17 protein-coding genes are annotated in these 20,843 nt (G+C 65.2%); all 17 read left to right on the top strand.

From position 1 onward, the window contains the following. Entirely contained in the window at nt 1–396 is a 396-nt protein-coding gene (gene ftsL / locus K8M09_RS10505) for a cell division protein FtsL (RefSeq protein WP_160786029.1), read from the top strand. Beyond that, nucleotides 396–2,141: a peptidoglycan D,D-transpeptidase FtsI family protein gene (locus tag K8M09_RS10500; protein ID WP_160786028.1), complete on the top strand. Its 1,746-nt coding sequence runs from the start codon at nt 396–398 to the stop codon at nt 2,139–2,141. The genes ftsL and K8M09_RS10500 overlap by 1 nt, the downstream gene beginning before the upstream one ends. A gap of 64 nt (nt 2,142–2,205) precedes the next feature. Then, nucleotides 2,206–3,657: a UDP-N-acetylmuramoyl-L-alanyl-D-glutamate--2,6-diaminopimelate ligase gene (locus tag K8M09_RS10495; protein ID WP_160786027.1), complete on the top strand. Its 1,452-nt coding sequence runs from the start codon at nt 2,206–2,208 to the stop codon at nt 3,655–3,657. Beyond that, nucleotides 3,654–5,087: a UDP-N-acetylmuramoylalanyl-D-glutamyl-2,6-diaminopimelate--D-alanyl-D-alanine ligase gene (locus K8M09_RS10490; RefSeq protein WP_160786026.1), complete on the top strand. Its 1,434-nt coding sequence runs from the start codon at nt 3,654–3,656 to the stop codon at nt 5,085–5,087. Before K8M09_RS10495 ends, K8M09_RS10490 begins: the two co-directional genes overlap by 4 nt. Nucleotides 5,088–5,200: 113 nt before the next feature. Next, nucleotides 5,201–6,301, top strand: coding sequence for a phospho-N-acetylmuramoyl-pentapeptide-transferase (gene mraY / locus K8M09_RS10485; protein ID WP_160786025.1), 1,101 nt, complete (start codon nt 5,201–5,203; stop codon nt 6,299–6,301). Nucleotides 6,302–6,306: 5 nt separating this feature from the next. Next, nucleotides 6,307–7,704, top strand: a complete 1,398-nt coding sequence (gene murD / locus K8M09_RS10480; protein WP_160786024.1) for a UDP-N-acetylmuramoyl-L-alanine--D-glutamate ligase — start codon at nt 6,307–6,309, stop codon at nt 7,702–7,704. A 13-nt stretch (nt 7,705–7,717) separates the two neighbouring features. After that, on the top strand, nt 7,718–8,872 hold the full coding sequence (ftsW, locus tag K8M09_RS10475; protein ID WP_160786023.1) for a putative lipid II flippase FtsW: 1,155 nt from the start codon (nt 7,718–7,720) through the stop codon (nt 8,870–8,872). Nucleotides 8,873–8,881: 9 nt separating this feature from the next. Next, entirely contained in the window at nt 8,882–10,003 is a 1,122-nt protein-coding gene (gene murG, locus K8M09_RS10470) for an undecaprenyldiphospho-muramoylpentapeptide beta-N-acetylglucosaminyltransferase (RefSeq protein ID WP_160786022.1), read from the top strand. Beyond that, complete coding sequence (gene murC / locus K8M09_RS10465) at nt 10,000–11,415, top strand: UDP-N-acetylmuramate--L-alanine ligase (RefSeq protein ID WP_160786021.1); 1,416 nt, start codon at nt 10,000–10,002, stop codon at nt 11,413–11,415. Before murG ends, murC begins: the two co-directional genes overlap by 4 nt. Then, nucleotides 11,412–12,386, top strand: coding sequence for a UDP-N-acetylmuramate dehydrogenase (murB, locus tag K8M09_RS10460; protein WP_160786020.1), 975 nt, complete (start codon nt 11,412–11,414; stop codon nt 12,384–12,386). Before murC ends, murB begins: the two co-directional genes overlap by 4 nt. A 137-nt stretch (nt 12,387–12,523) precedes the next feature. Further along, entirely contained in the window at nt 12,524–13,210 is a 687-nt protein-coding gene (gene aqpZ, locus K8M09_RS10455) for an aquaporin Z (protein WP_160786019.1), read from the top strand. Nucleotides 13,211–13,522: 312 nt separating this feature from the next. Beyond that, entirely contained in the window at nt 13,523–14,449 is a 927-nt protein-coding gene (locus K8M09_RS10450) for a D-alanine--D-alanine ligase (RefSeq protein WP_160786018.1), read from the top strand. Beyond that, nucleotides 14,437–15,357, top strand: coding sequence for a cell division protein FtsQ/DivIB (locus K8M09_RS10445; RefSeq protein ID WP_160786017.1), 921 nt, complete (start codon nt 14,437–14,439; stop codon nt 15,355–15,357). The genes K8M09_RS10450 and K8M09_RS10445 overlap by 13 nt, the downstream gene beginning before the upstream one ends. Continuing rightward, complete coding sequence (ftsA, locus tag K8M09_RS10440; protein WP_160786016.1) at nt 15,354–16,685, top strand: cell division protein FtsA; 1,332 nt, start codon at nt 15,354–15,356, stop codon at nt 16,683–16,685. The genes K8M09_RS10445 and ftsA overlap by 4 nt, the downstream gene beginning before the upstream one ends. 97 nt (nt 16,686–16,782) lie before the next feature. Beyond that, nucleotides 16,783–18,546, top strand: a complete 1,764-nt coding sequence (ftsZ, locus tag K8M09_RS10435; protein ID WP_160786015.1) for a cell division protein FtsZ — start codon at nt 16,783–16,785, stop codon at nt 18,544–18,546. Between the two features lie 323 nt (nt 18,547–18,869). Then, nucleotides 18,870–19,826 (top strand): UDP-3-O-acyl-N-acetylglucosamine deacetylase, encoded by a 957-nt coding sequence (gene lpxC / locus K8M09_RS10430; protein WP_160786014.1) that lies wholly within the window; start codon nt 18,870–18,872, stop codon nt 19,824–19,826. 149 nt (nt 19,827–19,975) lie between these two features. Continuing rightward, complete coding sequence (locus tag K8M09_RS10425) at nt 19,976–20,842, top strand: outer membrane protein assembly factor BamD (RefSeq protein WP_160786013.1); 867 nt, start codon at nt 19,976–19,978, stop codon at nt 20,840–20,842. The last annotated feature ends 1 nt before the right edge of the window (nt 20,843 follow it).

Raw genomic sequence — 20,843 nt, 5'->3', positions numbered from 1 at the left:
ATGTTTCGTACCCTTGATGTCGTGATGATCGCCGTCATGACCGCCGCAGCCACCGTCACCTACTCGATCAAGCATCAGGCTGAGAACAAGCTTGAGGAGGTGCGCAAGCTCGACGCCGAGATCAAGCTGGAGGAGGACACGATCGACCTCCTCAAGGCCGACTGGGCGCTGCTGACGCAGCCGAACCGCCTCAACCGTCTCGTCAAGACCTTCGAAGCCGACCTCAAGCTCGTGCCGACCGAATCGACCCAGCTCGCCCAGCCGAACGAGCTGCCGATGCCGACCGCCGAGCTGCCGGCGCTGGAACCGGCGAAGGACGAAAAGATCGCCGAGGGCGACAAGAAGACCAAGAAGAAGAGCACGGACGCAATCCAAACCGGATCGGTGGCAAACTGATGTCGTTCCTCTCCCGCATCATGGACCTCAAGAGCAAGGCGCATTTCAGCGCCGGCGGCAACAACAACCGCGTCGCCGGCAACGGGCAGGCCTTCGAGGGCACGCGCAAGCGCTCCGGCTCGCAGGCCCGCAGCCGCGTCGCCGTCATCATCTGCTGCTTCGGCGTGGTCTATGCCGTCATCGGCGGGCGGCTCGTTCAGTATGGCATGGCCTCGCCCGAGACCGTTTCCTCCATCGGCCCGGCCGACCACCTGATGGCCTCGCGCCCGGATATCGTCGACCGCAACGGCGAAATCCTCGCCACGGACATCCGCACCGTCTCGCTCTATGCCGAGCCGCACAAGATCGTCGATGCGGACGAGGCCGTGGAAATGCTGGCGACCGTGATGCCGGACCTCGACCGTCGCGGCACCTATCGCAAGCTCACCTCCAAGTCGCGCTTCCAGTGGCTGAAGCGCCAGCTTACTCCTAAGCAGCAGAGCCGCATCCTCGCGCTCGGCATTCCCGGCGTCGGCTTCCGGCCGGAAAAGCGCCGCTTCTATCCGGGCGGCGCGACCGCTTCGCATATCGTCGGCCATGTCAATATCGACAACCGCGGCATTGCCGGCATGGAGCGCTACATCGACAGCCAGGGCCTCGCCGACCTTGCCGCCATCGGCATGACGAGCGACGCCAAGCTGGAGCCGGTGCGCCTTTCCATCGACCTGCGCGTGCAGGCCGTGGTGCGCGAGGTCGTCAAGGACGGCATGGAGAAGTACAAGGCGATCGCCGCCGGCGCGGTGGTGCTCGATGTACGCACGGGCGAAGTCCTCGCCATGGCCTCCTACCCGGATTATGACCCGAACAACCCGGCCGAAGGCGCCAAGGAAGGCTGGATGAACCGCATGTCGAACGGAACGTTCGAAATGGGCTCCACCTTCAAGAGCTTCACGACGGCCATGGCGCTCGATTCGGGCAAGGTGAAGCTGACCGACAGCTTCGACGCCCGCGCGCCCATCCGCATCGGCGGCTTCACAATCAAGGACTTCCACGGTAAGCACCGCGTTCTGTCCGTGCCGGAAATCTTCCAGTATTCCTCCAACATCGGCACGGCCAAGATGGCCGACGTCGTCGGCATCGCGGCGCACAAGGAGTTCCTGACACGCCTTGGCCTCCTGACGCGCCTGGAGACCGAGCTGCCGGAAGTGAAGACCCCGAGCCAGCCGCGCGAATGGAAGAAGATCAACTCGATCACCATCTCCTTCGGCCACGGCGTTTCCACGACGCCGCTGCAGACGGCGGTGGCGGGCGCGGCCCTCATCAACGGCGGCAAGCTCATCAACCCCACCTTCCTGCCGCGCACGCAGGAAGAGGCGGACGAGATCGCGAAGGTCGTCATCGGCCCCAAGACGGTCGACAGCATGCGCTACCTCTTCAAGCTCAACGCGAACGACGGTTCCGGCCGGCGCTCGCTGGTGCCGGGCTTCAATGTGGGCGGCAAGACGGGCACGGCCAACAAGGTCGTGGGCGGGCGCTATTCCAACACGCAGAACTTCAACGCCTTCCTGTCCGGCTTCCCGATCGACGACCCGAAATACGTGGTGCTGACCTTCATCGACGCGCCGCAGACGGGCGAGGGCGGGGGCCGAACCGCCGGCCTCAATGCCGCGCCGATGGTGGGCGAGATCATCCGCCGTTCCGCCGCGCTTCTCGGTGTAAAGCCGAAATTTGGTGAGGACGGGTCTGCCTTGCTTGTGTCTTATTGAATGGAGATGACGGGACGCCGATTCGAGAGCGGAACGGCTGCCACAGAAAGCAACAGAGCGGACTATGAAGATCAGTGACCTCGCCGGACCTCAAACCAATGCCCTGGGCGCAGCCGCCGCGATAGACGCGACCGGCATTGCCAGCGACAGCCGCAAGGTGAAGCCCGGCGATCTCTTCGTCGCTCTTTCCGGCACCAAGGCCGATGGCAGCGCCTTCATCGCCGATGCCGTCTCCCGTGGCGCCGCCGCTGTCGTCGTTGCCGAGGGCGTGAAGGTCGAGACCTCCGCGCCGGTCATCGCTGTCGCCGAGCCGCGCCGCTTCCTGGCGCTTGCCGCCGCGCATTTCTACGGTCGCCAGCCGGAAACCATGGTGGCCGTCACCGGCACCGCCGGCAAGACGTCCGTCGCCTCCTTCACCCGCCAGATATGGGAACATGCCGGCCACGCGGCCGCGATGATCGGCACGACCGGCGTCGTGGCCCCCGGCCGCAACGATTACGGTTCGCTGACGACGCCCGATCCGGTGTCGCTGCATGCGCTGCTGGCCGAGCTTGCCGATGCCGGCGTCACCCATGCCGCCATGGAGGCCTCCAGCCACGGCCTCGACCAGTCGCGCCTCGACGGCGTGAAGCTTTCCGCCGCCGCCTTCACCAATCTTGGCCGCGACCACATGGATTACCATCCGACGGTCGAGCACTACATGGCCTCCAAGATGCGGCTCTTCGATACGCTGCTGGAAAAGGGCGCCCCCGCCGTCATCTATGCCGATGACGAATGGTCGGGCGTGGCGATCGACGCGGCGCGCAAGGCCGGTCTCGACGTGCGCACGGTCGGTCGCAAGGGCGACTATCTTACGCTGAAGCGCGTCGAGCATTTCCGCCACAAGCAGACCGCCGAAATCCATGTCGGCGGCGAGATTTTCGAAGTTCACATTCCGCTGGCCGGCGATTTCCAGGTGGCCAATGCGCTGGTCGCGGCCGGTCTTGCCATGTCGACGGGCGTTCCCGCCGCCATTGCCATGGCCGCGCTGGAAAAGCTGATCGGCGCGTCCGGCCGCCTCGAACTGGTGGGCCATGCGAAGAACGGTGCGCTCGCCTATGTCGACTATGCGCACAAGCCGGATGCGCTGGAAAACGTGCTGACCTCCGTTCGTCCCTTCACGACGGGCCGCGTCATCGTGGTCTTCGGCTGCGGCGGCGACCGCGACAAGGGCAAGCGGCCGATCATGGGCGAGATCGCCACGCGGCTTGCCGATGTGGTGATCGTCACCGACGACAATCCGCGCTCGGAAGTGCCCGCTGTCATCCGCTCGGAAATCATGGCCGCCGCCAAAGGCGCGACCGAGATCGGCGACCGTGCCGAGGCGATCCGCGGGGCTGTCGGCATGCTGCAATCGGGCGATACGCTGATCGTCGCCGGCAAGGGGCATGAAGAGGGGCAGACGGTCGGCACCGTCACGCTGCCGTTCTCCGACCATGCGGAGCTGCGCAAGGCACTGGAGGAGTTGGACCGTTGAACTGGCTCTGGAGCAGCGCTGACCTCATCGCCGCCATGCATGGCCGCCCCATCGGCAACCTGCCGCAGGGCGTGACCGGCATTTCCATCGACAGCCGCGCGATTGCGCCGGGCGAAGCCTTCTTCGCCATCAAGGGCGACCGGGTCGACGGCCACGATTTCGCGAGCTTCGCCGTCGCCAACGGGGCGGGCCTGCTGGTCGTGAGCGAGGGCAAGCTGCCGGCGCTCGGCCGCCTCGTCACGCCGATGATCGTGGTGCAGGATGTGCTGCAGGCGTTGATCGACCTCGGCTGCGCGGCGCGCGACCGCACGGCGGCGCGCATCATCGCCGTCACCGGCTCGGTCGGCAAGACGACGAGCAAGGAGATGCTGCGGCAGGCGCTGTCGCCTTCGGGCAGCGTGCATGCCTCCGTCGCCTCCTTCAACAACCATTGGGGCGTGCCGCTGACGCTCGCCCGCATGCCGGAGACCACCGACTACGGCATCTTCGAGATCGGCATGAACCATGCCGACGAGATTCGCCCGCTGGTCGGCATGGTGCGCCCGCATATCGCGATGATCACGACGATTGCGCCCGCCCATCTCGGCAATTTCCGCAATCTGGAGGAGATCGCCGCCGCCAAGGCCGAGATTTTCGAGGGGCTGGTGCCCGGCGGTCACGCGATCCTCAACCGGGACAACAAGCAGTTCGCCTTCCTCGAAGGGGCGGCGCAGGCGGCTGGCGTCTCGCATATCCATACTTTCGGGGCCGATCCCGCTTCCGAGTTTCGCCTGCTCGATTTCACGAGCGGCCCGGAGGGCAGCCTGCTGCGTGCCGCCGTCGGCGGGCAGACGCTGGAAGTGCCGATGGGCGCGCCCGGCCGGCATATCGCGGAAAACGCCGTCGCCGTGCTCGGCGCGGTGCATCTTGCCGGCGGCGATATCGAAAAGGCCATGGCCGGTCTTGCCACCATGGAAGCCGAGAAGGGCCGGGGACGGCGCTACCGGCTCGCCAAGGACGGCGGCTGGTTCACGCTGATCGACGAAAGCTACAATGCCAACCCGGCCTCGATGCGTGCGGCCATCGCGCTGCTGCACGATGCCGAGCCGCATGGCCGCGGCCGGCGCATCGCCGTGCTCGGCGATATGCTGGAAATGGGCGAGCATTCGCCGGCCGTCCATGCCGACCTTGCCGAACCGCTCGTTTCCGCCGCCATCGGCACGGTCTGGCTCGGCGGCCCGGACATGGCGGCGCTGCGCGATGCATTGCCCGAGGGGATCGAGACGGACTATCGCGACACGGCCGATGCGCTTGCGGTTCATGCGCTGGCGGCGGTGCAGCCGGGCGACGTCCTTGTCGTGAAGTCGTCCAAGGGCACGGGTTTCAGCCGCATCGTGGCTGCCCTGCTTGACAAATATCCGGTGTTCTCCGAGAGGGAACACGAGAGTTGAGGGAGGTTCGGCCGGGTGAGACCCGCCGGACCTTATCTTTTATGTGATTTGCTTCCCATCTCCGGTCGGTCACACCGGGGACGCCTTGGGGAACCTTTGGGGAAAGGGTGACAATGCTGCTTTGGCTCGTCGAGCTGGCGGACACCATTCAGGTGTTCAACCTGTTCCGTTACATTACCTTCCGCACCGGCGCCGCGCTGTTCACCTCCGCGACCATCGTCTTCCTGTTCGGTCCGATGATCATTTCGTCGCTGCGCATCCGCCAGGGCAAGGGCCAGCCGATCCGCGCCGACGGACCGCAGACGCATTTCAAGAAGGCCGGCACGCCCACGATGGGCGGCCTGATGATCCTTGCCGGCATCGTCGGCAGCGCCTTACTCTGGGCCGATCTTTCGAATGTCTATGTGGTCGCGACGCTGCTCGTCACCCTCGGCTTCGGCGCCATCGGCTTCTACGACGACTACCTGAAGGTGACCAAGCAGACGGAAAAGGGCTTTTCCGGCAAGGCGCGCCTCGGTCTTGAATTCCTGATCGCCGCCATCGCCACCTATTTCATGATGCGCGCCACGCTTTCGGCAGGGGCCGCCGGCTCCACCTTCGGCTCCTCGATCACCTTCCCCTTCTTCAAGGACGTGCTGGTCAATCTCGGCATCTTCTTCGTGCTGTTCGGCGGCTTCGTCATCGTGGCGGCCGGCAATGCCGTGAACCTGACGGACGGCCTCGACGGTCTTGCCACCGTTCCGGTGATGATTTCGGCGGCGGCCTTCGGTCTCATCGCCTATCTCGCTGGTAACGCGGTCTTCTCCAACTACCTGCAGATCCATTTCGTGCCCGGCACGGGGGAGCTTGCGGTCGTGCTCGGCGCGGTCATCGGGGCCGGCCTCGGCTTCCTGTGGTTCAACGCGCCGCCCGCCGCCATCTTCATGGGCGACACGGGTTCGCTGGCGCTCGGCGGCCTGATCGGCTCCGTCGCGGTCGCCACCAAGCATGAGATCGTCATGGCGATCATCGGCGGTCTGTTCGTCATGGAAACGCTGTCGGTCATCATCCAGGTCGCCTCGTTCAAGCTCACCGGCAAGCGCGTCTTCCTGATGGCCCCCATCCACCACCACTTCGAGAAGAAGGGCTGGACGGAAAGCCAGGTCGTCATCCGCTTCTGGATCATCGCTGTCGTGCTGGCGCTGGTCGGCCTTTCCACGCTCAAGCTGCGGTAAGGCCCATGATCCCCGTCACCACATTCAAGGGCAAGTCGGTCGCGCTGTTCGGGCTGGGCGGCTCGGGCCTTGCGACGGCGCTGGCGCTCGCCGCCGGCGGGGCGGATGTCATCGCCTGGGACGATAGCCCGGCGAGCGTGGAGAACGCCTCCGCCGCCGGCATCCGGACCGGCGATCTGCGCAATCTCGACTGGAAGACCGTCGATGCGCTGGTGCTGTCGCCCGGCGTGCCGCTCACCCATCCCAAGCCCCATTGGAGCGCGGACCTTGCCCATGCGGCCGGGGCGGAGATCGTCGGCGACGTCGAACTCTTCGTGCGCGAGCGCCGCGCGCATGCGCCGGATTGCCCCTTCATCGCCATCACCGGCACGAACGGCAAGTCGACCACCACGGCGCTCATCGCCCATATCCTCAAGGCGAGCGGTCGCGACACGCAGCTCGGCGGCAATATCGGCACGGCCGTGCTGACGCTCGATCCGCCGAAGGCCGGCCGCTTCTATGTGGTCGAGTGCTCGTCCTACCAGATCGACCTCGCGCCGACGTTGAACCCCTCCGCCGGCATCCTCATCAACCTGACGCCCGACCATCTCGACCGGCATGGCTCCATGCAGCACTATGCCGACGTCAAGGAACGGCTGGTTGCCGGCAGCGGCACGGCCATTGTCGGCGTCGATGACACCTATTGCGAGATGATCGCCGACCGCGTGGAGCGGGCCGGCACGAAGGTTGTGCGCATCTCCAAGCGCAATGTGCTGGCCGACGGCGTCTATGCCGATGGCGCGTGCCTGCTTCTGGCCGAGGGCGGGGCGAGCCGGCAGATCGCCGACCTGTCGCCGATCCAGACGCTGCGCGGCAGTCACAATGCGCAGAACGCCGCCGCCGCCGTCGCTAGCTGCCTTGCAGTCGGCGTCAGCGAGGATGAAATTCGCGCTGGCCTTGCCTCGTTCCCCGGCCTCAAGCATCGCATGCAGCCGGTTGGCCGCAAGGGCGAAACGCTCTTCGTCAACGATTCCAAGGCGACGAATGCCGATGCGGCCGCGCCGGCTCTTTCGAGCTTCGAGCGTATCTACTGGATCGCCGGCGGCGTGCCGAAGGAGGGGGGCATCTCCACCCTCGACGGCTTCTTCCCGAAGATCGCCAAGGCCTATCTCATCGGCGAGGCGGCACCGGCCTTTGCCGCGACGCTTGGCGATGCGGTGCCTTTCGAGATTTCCGGCACGCTGGAGCGCGCCGTGGAGGACGCGGCTGCGGATGCCGGCAAGGATGGCAGCGGCCCCGTTGCCGTTCTCCTGTCCCCGGCCTGCGCAAGCTTCGACCAGTACAAGAATTTTGAAGTCAGGGGCGATGCCTTCGTGAAACACGTGGCGGCGCTGCCGGGCGTGTCCATGCTGGTGGAAGCCTAACGAGGAAAAAGACATGGTTAGTCGTGCCGAACGTGGTGCATTGGCGGACTGGTTCTGGACGATAGACCGGTTCTTCCTCGCGGCCTTCATCCTCCTGATGGGCCTCGGCTTCATGCTGTCCTTCGCGGCCAGCCCCGCGGTGGCTGAGCGTCTGGGGCTGGACAGCTTCCACTTCGTCAAGCGACACGCGATGTTCCTGCTGCCGGCCATCGCCGTCATGTTCGGCATCTCGTTCCTGTCGCCTCGGCAGGTGCGCCGGGCGGCGATGATCCTGCTCGTCGTCTCGCTCGCGGCCATGGTTCTGGCGCTGTTCTTCGGCGTCGAGGTCAAGGGCTCGCGGCGCTGGATTTCCATCGGCAGCTTCTCCATCCAGCCGTCGGAATTCATGAAACCGGCCTTCGTGGTCATCTGCGCATGGCTGTTTGCAGAACATGCCCGCCAGCCGGAAATCCCCGGCAACCTCTTCGCCATCATCCTGTTCGGCATCGTCGCGGCGCTGCTCGTCGCCCAGCCCGACCTCGGCCAGACGATCCTGACCGCTGCCGTCTGGGGCGGCATGTTCTTCATGGCCGGCATGCCCTGGCTGTGGATCATCATCCTCGGCGGCGCGGGCGTCGGCGGCCTGCTGACGGCCTATACGTTCCTGCCGCACGTGGCGGCGCGTATCGACAAGTTCATGACCGGCGAGGGCGACACGTTCCAGATGGATACGGCGCGCGAGGCCATCATTCGCGGCGACTGGTTCGGTCAGGGACCGGGCGAGGGCACCGTCAAGCGCATCATCCCGGACAGCCATACCGACTTCATCTTCTCCGTCGCGGCCGAGGAGTTCGGCATCATCTTCTGCATGGTCATCGTGCTGATCTTCGCCTTCGTGGTGATGCGCGGCCTCAATCATGCCTTCAAGGAGCGCAACGATTTCACGCGTTTCGCCGTTGCCGGTCTCGTGCTTCAGCTCGGCATCCAGTCGATGATCAATATCGGCGTGAACCTTGAACTGCTGCCGGCCAAGGGCATGACGCTGCCGCTGATCTCCTATGGCGGTTCGTCGATGATCGCGATCTGCGTGACGGCCGGCTTCGTCCTGGCGCTGACCCGCCACCGGCCGGAAAAGCGCGCCTCCGAGCGCAGCCTCTTCCGCGGCGGTATCGTTGCGCCCGCTGAATAAGGGTTTTGCATGACAAAAGGCATCGTTCTTCTCGCCGCCGGTGGTACCGGCGGCCATCTCTTTCCCGCAGAGGCGCTTGCGCATGAGCTGAAGGCCGGCGGGTGGGCGGTGCATCTCGTCACCGACAGCCGCGCCGAGCGTTTCGCCGGCAAGTTCCCGGCGGATGAAATCCATATCGTCCCCTCCGCGACCATCGGCTCGAAGAACCCGGTCAGCGTCGCCAGATCGCTCTTCACGCTCTGGAAGGGCATCCGCACCGCGCGACAGCTGATGGCGCGGCTGAAGCCGAAGGTCGTCGTCGGTTTCGGCGGTTATCCGACCCTGCCGCCGCTGCTGGCCGCGACGGGCATGGGTATTCCCTCGATGATTCACGAGCAGAACGCCGTGATGGGCCGCGCCAACAAGGCGCTCGCCGCGAGGGTGAAGGCCATTGCCGGCGGCTTCCTGCCGGAGACGGGCGGGTCCTATTCCGACAAGACGGTGACGACGGGCAATCCGGTGCGTCCGGCCGTGCTGGAAGCGGCGACCATTCCTTATGAGACGTCGGCGGATGGCGAATTCCGCCTCGTCGTCTTCGGCGGTAGCCAGGGCGCGCAGTTCTTCTCCAAAGCCATTCCCTCGGCGATTGCGGCCATGGAGCCGGCGGACCGGGCGCGGCTGAAGATCACCCAGCAGGCGCGGCCGGAAGACCGCGACGAGGTGGTGCGCTCCTATGCCGATCTCGGCATTCCCGCCGAGGTCTCGCCCTTCTTCACCGACATGGCTTCGCGCATCGGCCATGCCCATCTCGTCGTCAGCCGCTCCGGCGCCTCGACGGTCTCGGAGGTTTCGGTCATCGGCCGTCCCTCCATCCTCGTGCCCTATCCCCACGCGCTCGATCACGATCAGGCGGCCAATGCCGCGGTGCTCGCGGCCGGCGGCGGGGCGAAGGTGATCGCTCAAAGCGAGCTTTCGACGGAGCGCCTTTCGAGCATCGTTTCCAAGGCGATGCACGATCCTTCCGGCATGGCCGCCATGGCCGCAAATGCCAGAAAGGCGGGCAAACCGGACGCCGCGCGCTTGCTAGCCTCCATGGTTGAGGCTATTGCGGGCGGCAAGACGATCGCACAATTCAAGGGAGAACGGCCATGAAGATGCCGCAGAGCATAGGGCTCGTTCATTTCATCGGCATTGGCGGCATCGGCATGAGCGGTATTGCCGAAGTGCTGCACAATCTCGGCCATCGCGTTCAGGGCTCCGACCAGTCGGACAGCGCCAATGTGCAGCGCCTGCGCGACAAGGGCATCGAGGTCTTCGTCGGCCACAAGGCCGAGAACCTTGGCGATGCCGAAGTGGTCGTCGTTTCGACCGCCATCAAGAAGACGAACCCGGAACTGATCGCGGCGCGCGAAAAGCTGCTGCCCGTCGTTCGCCGCGCGGAAATGCTCGCCGAGCTGATGCGCTTCCGCAATGCCATCGCTATCGGCGGCACGCACGGCAAGACGACGACGACCTCGATGGTCGCGACGCTGCTGGAGGCCGGCGGGCTGGACCCGACCGTCATCAATGGCGGCATCATCAACGCCTACGGCACCAATGCCCGCATGGGCGAGGGCGAGTGGATGGTGGTGGAGGCCGACGAATCGGACGGCACCTTCCTGAAACTGCCGGCGGATGTCGCCGTCGTCACCAATATCGACCCGGAACATCTCGACCACTACGGCAATTTCGACGCCGTGCGCGCGGCCTTCCGCCAGTTCGTCGAGAACGTGCCGTTCTACGGCTTCGGCGTCATGTGCCTCGACCATCCGGAAGTGCAGGCCATGGTCAGCCGCATCGAGGACCGCAAGGTCATCACCTATGGCGAAAACCCGCAGGCAGACGTGCGCTTCGGCAATATTCGCATGGACGGCGCGACCTCGGTCTTCGACGTGGAAATCCGCCGCCGCCGCACCGGCCAGGTGATTTCCATGAAGGACCTGCGCCTGCCGATGCCGGGCCGCCACAACGTTTCCAACGCGACGGGCGCCATCGCGGTCGCCCAGCGCCTCGGCATCGCGCCCGACGCCATCGCCAAGGGGCTTGCGAGCTTCGGCGGCGTCAAGCGACGCTTCACCTTCACCGGAAGCTGGAACGGCGTGAACGTCTATGACGACTACGGCCACCATCCGGTCGAGATCAAGGCCGTGCTGCGCGCGGCGCGGGAAGCCTGCTCGGGCCGGATCGTCGCGGTGCATCAGCCGCACCGCTACAGCCGCGTGGCGAGCCTCTTCGAGGAGTTCGCCGGCTGCTTCAACGATGCCGACACGATCCTGATCGCGCCGGTCTATGCGGCGGGCGAGGACCCGATCGAGGGCGTCAGCGCCGAGGAGCTGGTATCGCGCATCAAGTCCGGCGGCCACCGCGACGCGCGGTTCCTGGCCGCGCCCGAAGGGCTGGCCGAGATCGTCGCCGGCATTGCAAAGCCCGGCGATTTCGTGGTTCTCTTGGGGGCTGGCAGCATCACGTACTGGGCGCAGGCGCTGCCGAAGGAACTTGCAGGCATTTCGGGTGAGGTGGCATGAAGACGGTTGATGGGGCAAAACTTCTGGCGTCGTTGGGCGAGGGCATCAAGGAGGTCCGCGGCCGCCTGACGCCGGATGCGCCGATGGACCGCGTGACCTGGTTCCGCGCCGGCGGCCTCGCCGAGCTGATGTTCCATCCGCACGACGTCGAAGACCTCGCGACCTTCCTCAAGCTGCTGCCGGAAGAGGTGCCGCTGACGGTGACGGGCGTCGGCTCGAATCTCCTCGTGCGCGACGGCGGCATTCCCGGCGTGGTGATTCGCCTTTCGGCCAAGGGTTTCGGCGATGTCGAGCTTGCCGGCGAGAACCGCATCAAGGCCGGGGGCATCTGCCCGGACAAGAACATCGCCGCCATGGCGCTCGACCACGGCATTGCCGGCTTCGAGTTCTACTACGGCATTCCCGGCTCCATCGGCGGCGCGCTGCGCATGAATGCCGGCGCCAATGGCGGGGAGACGAAGGATCTCGTCGTCGAGGTCCATGCCGTCGACCGCAAGGGCAGCCAGCATGTGCTGAGCAACGCGGATATGGGCTATACCTACCGCCATTCCGCCGCACCGGCCGGCCTCATCTTCACCCACGCCGTCTTCCAGGGGCAGGCGGGCGACAAGGAAGAGATTCGTGCGAAGATGGATGCCGTGCGCCAGCACCGCGAGACCGTCCAGCCGATTCGCGAGAAGACCGGCGGTTCGACCTTCAAGAACCCCGAGGGGCATTCGGCCTGGAAGCTGATCGACGAAGCGGGTTGCCGCGGCATGATGATCGGCGGCGCGCAGATGTCGCCCATGCATTGCAACTTCATGATCAATACGGGGCAGGCGACCGGCTACGAGCTGGAATATCTCGGCGAGACCGTGCGCAGCCGCGTGCTGGAGCATTCCGGCGTCATGCTGCAATGGGAGATCAAGCGCCTCGGCAAGTTCATGCCGGGCTACGAGGTCAAGGAATTCCTCGGCCGGGCGACGGCCTGACCGACAGGGCTGCCGGGCTTTTGCCCGGCGGCTCAAACACCCCCTGTTCAGTAAAGTTTGCGCAATGCTATGTTTGGCGGCGCGCTGATTGCGCAAGGAGGCCTCGTGTGCGCGGGGCCTGGATCAGGGGACAATTCATGTTCAAGAAACTTTCAGCCGAATTCCTTGGTACGTTCTGGCTCGTCTTCGGCGGCTGCGGCAGCGCCGTTCTCGCCGCCGCTTTCCCGGAGGTCGGTATCGGCCTTCTCGGCGTGGCCTTCGCCTTCGGCCTTACCGTGCTGACGATGGCCTATGCGGTCGGCGGCATTTCCGGCGGCCATTTCAACCCGGCCGTCTCCGTCGGCCTCACGGTCGCGGGCAAGTTCCCGGCTTCCAGCCTCGTGCCCTATATCGTGGCGCAGGTCGTGGGCGCGATCGCGGCCGCCGCCGTGCTCTACCTGGTGGCCTCCGGCAAGGCCGGGTTCGTGGCTGGCGGCTTTGCCTCCAACGGCTATGGCGAACTTTCGCCGGGCGGCTACTCGCTGACGGCGGCGCTGGTCATCGAAGTGGTGCTGACGGCCTTCTTCCTCATCATCATTCTCGGCTCGACCCACGGCCGCGCGCCGGCGGGCTTTGCGCCCATCGCCATCGGCCTCGGCCTGACGCTTATCCATCTCGTGTCGATCCCGGTCACCAATACCTCGGTGAACCCGGCGCGCTCGACGGGTGTCGCGCTCTTTGCCGATACGGCGGCGCTCTCGCAGCTCTGGCTGTTCTGGGTCGCGCCGATCCTCGGCGGCGTCATCGGCGCCGTGATCTGGAAGGTCGTGGGCGAAGACGACTGATCCTTCCATCCGCTTCGCTAACCATGAAAGGGCTCCGCCATGGCGGGGCCCTTTTTCGTTTCCCGTTCGCGCACAGGCGCACTTTTTCTTGCCACGGCCGCAACTCTCTGATTCCAAGGAGAGAATCGGAGAGTGTCTTGATTCGGAGCGAGGAAAATTTGCCTCGCGGCGCATCGGGTTAACGAAAGTAAACGCTTCATTAACCTTAATGACGCTCTAGTGGTCCCATCTCGCCCGGCGAGTCGGACCCAGAGGAAAATCAGGTCCGCACAAGGGACGAGGGACACAGTGCGGAATTCAGTCGAGGGTTCTATGAGCGTGAAGCATGTCGCGGTGCTGATGGGTGGTTTTTCGTCGGAACGGCCGGTGAGCCTTTCGTCGGGGAACGCTTGCGCCGATGCGCTCGAAGCCGTCGGCTACAAGGTCACCCGCGTCGATGTCGGCCACGATATCGCCAGCGTGCTTTCCGAGCTGAAGCCGAACGTCGCCTTCAATGCGCTGCACGGTCCCTTCGGCGAGGACGGCACCATCCAGGGCATCCTCGAATATCTCGAAATCCCCTATACCCATTCCGGCGTACTCGCTTCCGCGCTCGCCATGGACAAGGCGCAGGCGAAGATCGTCGCCAAGGCCGCCGGCATTCCGATCGCCGAGCAGCGCCTGATGAACCGCTTCGACTTCACCTCGGCCCATCCGATGAAGCCGCCCTATGTGGTCAAGCCGGTGCGCGAGGGGTCCTCCTTCGGCGTCGTCATGGTCAAGGAAGACCAGTCGCATCCGCCGCAGATCATCACGTCCTCGGAATGGCGCTATGGTGATGCCGTCATGGTCGAGCGCTACATCTACGGCCGCGAACTCACCTGCGGCGTCATGGGCGATGTGGCGCTCGGCGTCACGGAGGTGGTGCCGCAGGGGCACGCCTTCTACGATTACGATTCCAAATACGTAAAAGGCGGCTCGAAACACGTCATCCCGGCGCAAATTTCACCGAATATTTACCAAAAAGTACAAACACTCGCACTCAAGGCGCATCAAGCGATCGGGTGCCGTGGCGTCAGCCGTTCCGACTTCCGTTACGACGACCGTTTCTCCGAGAATGGCGAGCTTGTCTGGCTGGAAATCAACACCCAGCCCGGCATGACCCCTACCTCCCTGGTGCCCGAAATGGCCGAGCATGCCGGCCATGCTTTTGGTGAATTCTTGAAGTGGATGGTGGAGGACGCGTCGTGCTTACGTTGAGCGTCAAGAAGAGCAGGGTGCGCCCCGTCGGGCCTTCCGAGGCGGAAGCCGGCCGCGTGCTGCCGCGCCCGCTACGCCGGGTCGTCCGTTTCCTGGTGAGCCTTGCGGCCGGCCGCATCCATATTCCGCGCCATACCGGCAGCGCCGCCACGGCGATCTTCCTTGGCGCGACGGGCCTTTACGGCATGTCGCTCGGCGGTCATTCGCAGGATTTCGCGCAGGCCTCGACGACCGCCATCGGCTTCGCCATCGAGGACGTGAAGGTCTCCGGCAATCGCGAGACCTCCGAGATCGATATTCTGGAGCGCCTCGGCCTCGACGGCACGACCTCGCTGGTCGCGCTCGACGTCAAGGATGCCCGCACCAAGCTTGCCGAGCTGCCCTGGGTGCAGGACGTCTCCGTTCGCAAGATCTATCCGGGCACCATCCAGATCACGCTGAAGGAGCGCGAGGCTTTCGCGATCTGGCAGCACGGCAACGACCTGTCGCTGATCGAGAAGAACGGCTCCGTGATCGCGCCGCTGCGCGACAACAAGTTCTCCTCGCTGCCGCTCTTCGTGGGCCGCGACGCCGAGACGGCCGCCGCCGGCTTTGCCGACGAGTTCGACAACTGGCCGGAAATCAAGGCGCGGGTGAAGGCCTATATCCGGGTCGCCGGCCGCCGCTGGGACCTGCGCCTCGACAACGGCATCGTCGTGAAGCTGCCGGAGCATAACGTGCCCCGCGCCATGGATGTGCTGGCGACGCTGGAAGGCGAAGAGGGGCTTCTGGAGCGCGATATCGCCGCGGTCGATCTGAGGCTTGAGGACCGCACCACGGTGCGGCTGACGGAAGGGGCGCTGGAACGTCGCAACGCGGCGGTCGAGCAGAGGGCAAAGGACCTGAAGAAGGCAGCGAAGCGCACATGAGCATTTTCGGTTCGTCCCATTTCGGCCTGCCGCGCTTGAAGCCGCTTTCTTCCAAGCGGGCTCACGTCGTCTCGGTCCTCGACATCGGCTCCACCAAGGTCGTCTGCATGATCGGCCGGCTGACGCCGCGCGCCGAGAGCGAGATCCTGCCGGGCCGCACGCACAATGTCGAAATCATCGGCATCGGCCACCAGAAATCCCGCGGCGTGAAGAACGGCGTGATCACCGATCTCGACGCGGCCGAAAGCGTCGTGCGCCTTGCCGTCGACGCGGCCGAGCGCATGGCCGGCCTCACCATCGAGAGCCTGATCGTCAACGTTTCCGCAGGCCGCCTGCAGAGCGACGTCTATACGGCGACCATCGATCTCGGCGGCCAGGAAGTCGACGCCAACGACCTGCGCAAGGTGCTTGCCGTTGCCGGCCAGCAGTCGCTGCGCCAGGACCGCGCCATTCTCCATTCGCTGCCGACCGGCTTCTCGCTGGACGGCGAGCGCGGCATCCGCGACCCGCTCTCCATGTACGGCGACGTCCTCGGCGTCGACATGCATGTGCTGACGGCCGAGCGCACCGCGCTGAAGAACCTCGAACTCTGCATCAACCGCGCGCACCTCTCCGTCGAGGGCATGGTGGCGACGCCCTATGCGAGCGGCCTTTCGGCCCTCGTCGACGACGAAGTCGAACTCGGCTGCGCCTGCATTGACATGGGCGGCGGCACGACGACGATCTCCGTCTTCGCCGAAGGCAAGCTGGTGCATTCCGACGCCGTATCGCTCGGTGGCCACCACGTCACCACGGACCTTGCGCGCGGCCTTTCGACCCGCATCGAGGATGCCGAACGCCTCAAGGTCGTGCATGGCTCGGCCCTGCCGAATGCCGGCGACGAGCGCGACATCATCACCGTTCCGCCCATCGGCGAGGACGACCGCGACCAGCCGACCCATGTGCCGCGCGCGCTCATCTCGCGCATCGTGCGGGCCCGGATCGAGGAAACGCTCGAACTCATTCGCGACCGCATCCAGCGCTCCGGCTTCTCGCCGATCGTCGGAAAAAGGATCGTGCTGACGGGCGGCGCAAGCCAGCTTACCGGCCTGCCGGAAGCGGCGCGCCGCATCCTCGCCCGCAATGTCCGTATCGGCCGCCCGCTCGGCGTGTCCGGTCTGCCGACGGCGGCCAAGGGCCCGGCCTTTTCGACCGCGGTGGGTCTGATGATCTATCCGCAGGTTGCGGAACTGGAAGAACACGCTGTGCAGGGCGGCATGCTCTCGCAGCTTACAGGTGGCAACGGCCGCATCGCCCGCATGGGACAGTGGCTGAAGGAAAGTTTCTGACGGGTTTTCCGGCGGCGCGCCGCCGGAAAAGACCGACAACGAAGTTTTGGGAATAGACCGGTTGGGCGACGCAGCCGGAAACGAAAGGAACAAGGCAATGACTATCAAGCTCCAGAAGCCGGACATCACCGAGCTGAAGCCCCGCATCACCGTCTTTGGCGTCGGCGGCGGCGGCGGCAACGCGGTCAACAACATGATCACCGCCGGTCTGGAAGGCGTCGATTTCGTCGTCGCCAACACGGACGCGCAGGCTCTGTCCATGACCAAGGCCACCCGCATCATCCAGATGGGCGTGCAGGTCACCGAAGGTCTCGGCGCCGGTTCGCAGCCGGAAGTCGGCCGCGCGGCCGCCGAAGAGTGCATCGATGAGATCATCGATCACCTCAACGGCACCCACATGTGCTTCGTCACCGCCGGCATGGGCGGCGGCACCGGCACGGGCGCAGCTCCGATTGTCGCACAGGCCGCCCGCAACAAGGGCATCCTGACCGTCGGCGTCGTCACCAAGCCGTTCCACTTCGAGGGCGGCCGCCGCATGCGTCTGGCCGAAGAAGGTATACTGGAACTCCAGAAGTCGGTCGACACGCTGATCGTCATCCCGAACCAGAACCTCTTCCGCATCGCCAACGACAAGACCACCTTCGCCGACGCCTTCGCGATGGCCGACCAAGTGCTCTATTCGGGCGTCGCCTGCATCACCGACCTCATGGTCAAGGAAGGCCTGATCAACCTCGACTTCGCCGACGTCCGCTCGGTGATGCGCGAGATGGGCCGCGCCATGATGGGCACGGGCGAAGCTTCGGGCGAAGGCCGCGCAATGGCCGCTGCCGAAGCCGCTATCGCCAACCCGCTGCTCGACGAAACCTCGATGAAGGGCGCGCAGGGCCTGCTGATCTCGATCACCGGCGGTCGCGACCTTACCCTCTTCGAAGTCGACGAAGCTGCGACCCGTATTCGCGAGGAAGTCGATCCGGATGCGAACATCATCCTCGGCGCCACCTTCGACGAAGAACTCGAAGGCCTCATCCGCGTCTCCGTCGTTGCCACGGGCATCGACCGTTCGGCCTCGGAGGTGGCCGGTCGTTCGGCTGACTTTCGCAGCCTCAGCAAGCCGGTAGTCCGTCCCTCCGCCGCCGTTCCGGTCCAGCAGCATATCCAGCCGGTCGCCGTTGCTCCGCAGCCGCAGCCTGTCATGCAGCACCAGCCGGTGATGCAGCAGCCCGTCATGCAGCAGCCGGCCGTCCAGCAGCCGGTGGCCGATCCGATCGCGGACGCCATCCGCGCCTCGGAAGAAAGCCTCGAGCGCGAGCTTGCCATTCCGGCAATGGCTCCGGCGGCGGTGCAGCCGGCCGTCGTCCACCAGGAAGAGCCGCGCCTGCAGAACCGCATCTTCGCCGCTCCGGTCGAAACGCCGGTCGTCCAGCGTTCGATCCCGGTCCAGCAGCCGGTGCAGCACGCTCCGGTCATGCAGCAGCGCGTCGAGCCGGCCGCTCCGATCATCCGTCAGGAGCCGCAGGCCATGCGCATGCCGAAGATCGAGGACTTCCCCCCGGTTGTGCAGGCAGAGATCGACCATCGCGCCGCCCAGCAGCCGATGGCCGGCACCCAGGAAGAGCGCGGCCCGATGGGCCTGCTGCGTCGCCTGACCTCTTCCCTCGGCCGTCATGAAGAGACCCAGGCCGTTCAGGAACAGGCAGCGCCCGCCCAGCAGCAGCGCCGTCCGCTCTCGGCCGAAGCCAGCCTCTACGCCCCGCGTCGCGGCCAGCTTGACGATCATGGCCGCGCGAATCCGCAGCCGCGTTCGCTCGGTGAGGACGACCAGTTGGAAATCCCGGCCTTCCTGCGCCGGCAGTCCAACTGAGGCGCCGGTTACGGCTTTGTGACAAGACGCCCGGATCCCTGATCCGGGCGTTTTTTATTGCATAATTCTTTCAATGGGTTGCGGGTCGATAAGAAGCGTAACAAATCGAAAGAAACAGTGATTTGTATGATGTTGAGGGGCCTACTAAATTCAGGGTGGGCAGAGGGGACAGTCAGGATTCGCGCAGACGGCACGCCGGATGCGACAGCACATTCCAGACGTTCCGGCAGATTTTCCGGCGGACGCGACGCGTCCGGCGCATGGCTTCTTGAGCCTCAACAGACACCGTCGGCCATGAATGCGCCGGCAACAAGACAAGGCGAATGCATATGACGATGCTCGGTTTCCAGACGACGATCTCCCATCCGGTGACGATTTCCGGTACGGGCGTCCATTCCGGTGCGGCGGTTTCGATCACCTTCAACCCCTCCGAGGCCGACAGCGGCATCGTCTTCCAGCGCCAGCATGACGACGGCACCGTCAGCGAATACCGCGCCGTCTCCTCGCAGGTCGGCAATACGGATCTGTGCACCGTTCTCGGCTTCTCGCCGGCAACCTGCATCGCCACCATCGAGCATGTCATGGCTGCGCTCTATGCGCTCGGCCTCGACAATGTGCTGATCGAAGTCCACGGCGCCGAAATGCCGATCATGGACGGCAGCTCCGCCCCCTTCATCGACGCCATCGATCAGGTCGGCCTCGTCGCCCTTTCCGTCAAGCGCCGCTATATCCGCATCGTCAAGCCGGTGCGCATCGAGGCGGGCGCGTCCTGGGCCGAGTTCTCGCCCTATGACGGCACGCGATTCGAGGTCGAGATCGATTTCGACTGCCCGCTGATTGGCCGCCAGGCCTGGAAGGGCGATCTGACGCCTGCCACCTTCCGCAACGAACTGTCCCGCGCGCGCACCTTCGGCTTCATGCGCGATGTCGAGCGTCTCTGGGCCTCCGGCCATGCGCTCGGCTCCTCGCTGGAAAACTCCGTCGTCATCTCCGATGACAATACGGTGATCAACGTGGAAGGCCTGCGCTACGCGAAGGACGAGTTCGTTCGTCACAAGACCCTCGACGCCGTGGGCGACCTTGCCCTTGCCGGCGCACCCTTCATCGGCTGCTACCGCTCCTATCGCGGCGGCCACAAGATGAACGCCCATGCGCTGAACGCCCTTCTCAGCGACCGCACCGCCTATGAGGTGGTCGAGGCTTCCACGCCGCGGTCCCGCGCCGGCCAGCGCGAGCTGATCGCCGTCAACGCTCCCGAGTTCGCGCCCTGGTCTCTGTGAGACCGGGCCGGCATCGCTTCCCGACACGAATGCCATAAAAATGCGTTAATGCGCCGCCATGGCGTTGCGGTCTTCAGGTATTTGGAGATACAACGCGGGGCGCATGTGCGGCCCGTCCGCATCGAGTGCCGTTGAACTGGGATTGTCACATGGTTGTTGCAGGGTCTGTTGGTGTGAAGAAGACGGCGCGCATTGCCTATCTTATGCTGTTTGCGGCGTTGTCTCCGGTGGTTCTTTCCGCGTGCCAGTCGGATCCGGATATCGACATCTCCAAGCTGGGCATGGAAAACGAGTCTCCCGACACGCTCTACAACCAGGGTCTCGCCAACCTCAATGCCGGCAAGGTCACCGAGGCCGGCCGCAAGTTCGAGGCGGTCGACCGGCAGAGCCCGTTCTCCGATCAGGCGCGCAAGTCGCTCGTCATGCTGGCCTTCACGAGCTACCGCCAGGGCCGTAACGAGGAGGCGATCTCCGCCGCCAAGCGTTACCTTGCGCTCTATCCCGGTTCGGAAGACGCGGCCTATGCGCAATATATCGTCGGTCTGGGCTACTGGAAGCAGATCCCCAGCGTGACGCAGGACCAGCGCGCTTCGCAACAGACGATCGAGGCGATGCAGGCCGTTGTCGATAACTATCCCGATTCGGAATATGTCGAGGACGCGCAGGCGAAGATCCGCTTTGCCCGCGACCAGCTCGCCGGCAAGGAAATGCAGGTCGGCCGCTACTATCTCGAGCGCAAGGAATACATTGCCGCGGCAACCCGTTTCCGCGTCGTCGTCGAGAAGTACCCGATGACCAACCAGATCGAGGAAGCGCTGGCGCGCCTCGTCGAGACCTATTACGCCATGGGCGTGGACAGCGAAGCGCAGACCGCCGCCGCCGTTCTTGGCCACAACTATCCGGACAGCGAATGGTATGCGGACAGCTACAAGCTCCTGCAGACCAAGGGGCTGGAGCCGCGCGAGAACTCCGGTTCCTGGATCGCGCGCGCCGGCCGCAGGCTGATGGGCGCTTGAG

The sequence above is a fragment of the Shinella zoogloeoides genome (assembly GCF_020883495.1).
Lineage (GTDB): Bacteria > Pseudomonadota > Alphaproteobacteria > Rhizobiales > Rhizobiaceae > Shinella > Shinella zoogloeoides.
The sequence above is the reverse complement of the archived record's forward strand: the minus strand, read 5'-3'. Positions and strand labels throughout refer to the sequence as shown.

Coding starts and splice junctions, on each gene's coding strand:
- ftsL (WP_160786029.1), top strand. CDS start 1: ATGTTTCGTACCCTTGATGTCGTGATGATCGCCGTCATGACCGCCGCA.
- K8M09_RS10500 (WP_160786028.1), top strand. CDS start 396: ATGTCGTTCCTCTCCCGCATCATGGACCTCAAGAGCAAGGCGCATTTC.
- K8M09_RS10495 (WP_160786027.1), top strand. CDS start 2,206: ATGAAGATCAGTGACCTCGCCGGACCTCAAACCAATGCCCTGGGCGCA.
- mraY (WP_160786025.1), top strand. CDS start 5,201: ATGCTGCTTTGGCTCGTCGAGCTGGCGGACACCATTCAGGTGTTCAAC.
- murD (WP_160786024.1), top strand. CDS start 6,307: ATGATCCCCGTCACCACATTCAAGGGCAAGTCGGTCGCGCTGTTCGGG.
- ftsW (WP_160786023.1), top strand. CDS start 7,718: ATGGTTAGTCGTGCCGAACGTGGTGCATTGGCGGACTGGTTCTGGACG.
- murG (WP_160786022.1), top strand. CDS start 8,882: ATGACAAAAGGCATCGTTCTTCTCGCCGCCGGTGGTACCGGCGGCCAT.
- murC (WP_160786021.1), top strand. CDS start 10,000: ATGAAGATGCCGCAGAGCATAGGGCTCGTTCATTTCATCGGCATTGGC.
- murB (WP_160786020.1), top strand. CDS start 11,412: ATGAAGACGGTTGATGGGGCAAAACTTCTGGCGTCGTTGGGCGAGGGC.
- aqpZ (WP_160786019.1), top strand. CDS start 12,524: ATGTTCAAGAAACTTTCAGCCGAATTCCTTGGTACGTTCTGGCTCGTC.
- K8M09_RS10450 (WP_160786018.1), top strand. CDS start 13,523: ATGAGCGTGAAGCATGTCGCGGTGCTGATGGGTGGTTTTTCGTCGGAA.
- ftsA (WP_160786016.1), top strand. CDS start 15,354: ATGAGCATTTTCGGTTCGTCCCATTTCGGCCTGCCGCGCTTGAAGCCG.
- ftsZ (WP_160786015.1), top strand. CDS start 16,783: ATGACTATCAAGCTCCAGAAGCCGGACATCACCGAGCTGAAGCCCCGC.
- lpxC (WP_160786014.1), top strand. CDS start 18,870: ATGCATATGACGATGCTCGGTTTCCAGACGACGATCTCCCATCCGGTG.
- K8M09_RS10425 (WP_160786013.1), top strand. CDS start 19,976: ATGGTTGTTGCAGGGTCTGTTGGTGTGAAGAAGACGGCGCGCATTGCC.